The 587-nt window shown below is 50.8% G+C and carries 1 protein-coding gene; it reads right to left on the reverse strand.

The genetic code is table 11. The features are described 5' to 3' along the window. Positions 1-475, reverse strand: a 475-nt coding sequence (locus tag KVS69_RS18625) for a hypothetical protein (protein ID WP_217539466.1), incomplete at its 3' end; no start/stop codon positions are given. Between the last annotated feature and the right edge of the window lie 112 nt (positions 476-587).

Raw genomic sequence — 587 nt, forward strand, 5'->3', positions numbered from 1 at the left:
CCTCGTTGATGACCACCTTTGTTTTGAGCCTAACAGTGACGTAGATGACAAAGCACATTGTTGGCTGTCCGGCTGGTTCTAGGGGCTCACCAAACTCATCTACGACCACGATGCGAAAAAGGGATAAACCACTATTCGGATCGAATGACTTTGGCACCAAAGTCTCAGACGATATTTTGCGCCTTTGGGCGATCTGCTTCGCTCGCTCTGGAGAATCCGGAGCCTTTGGCACCCAAAGCTCTTTCACATCCGCCGAAACTATTGACCATCCTCTGCTCTCCGATCTTGAAGCCAGATCATCGAAGCCTCCTTCCGCCAGCCCGACCAGACCAGGAATCTTGACGACAACAACAACGAGTCCATCGTTTTGCCAACTGCCATCTGGGGCTTGAATTTGCCTGTGGCCGATCACGACTTTACCTGGCATGACCACCTCTCCCTTTATGTTCTTCAAATCCGCCTTAATGAACGACATTTTTCGAGCGTGACTTCAGCTAGTTGAGGGGAACTGCTATCGAATGGAGCGATGGAGTTAAGCCGCTGCGCAGCCTCTAGGAACGGCAAGTGTCAGAATACTGATTTCATGG

The sequence above is a fragment of the Stenotrophomonas sp. GbtcB23 genome, from assembly GCF_019091045.1.
Classification (GTDB): domain Bacteria; phylum Pseudomonadota; class Gammaproteobacteria; order Xanthomonadales; family Xanthomonadaceae; genus Stenotrophomonas; species Stenotrophomonas rhizophila_A.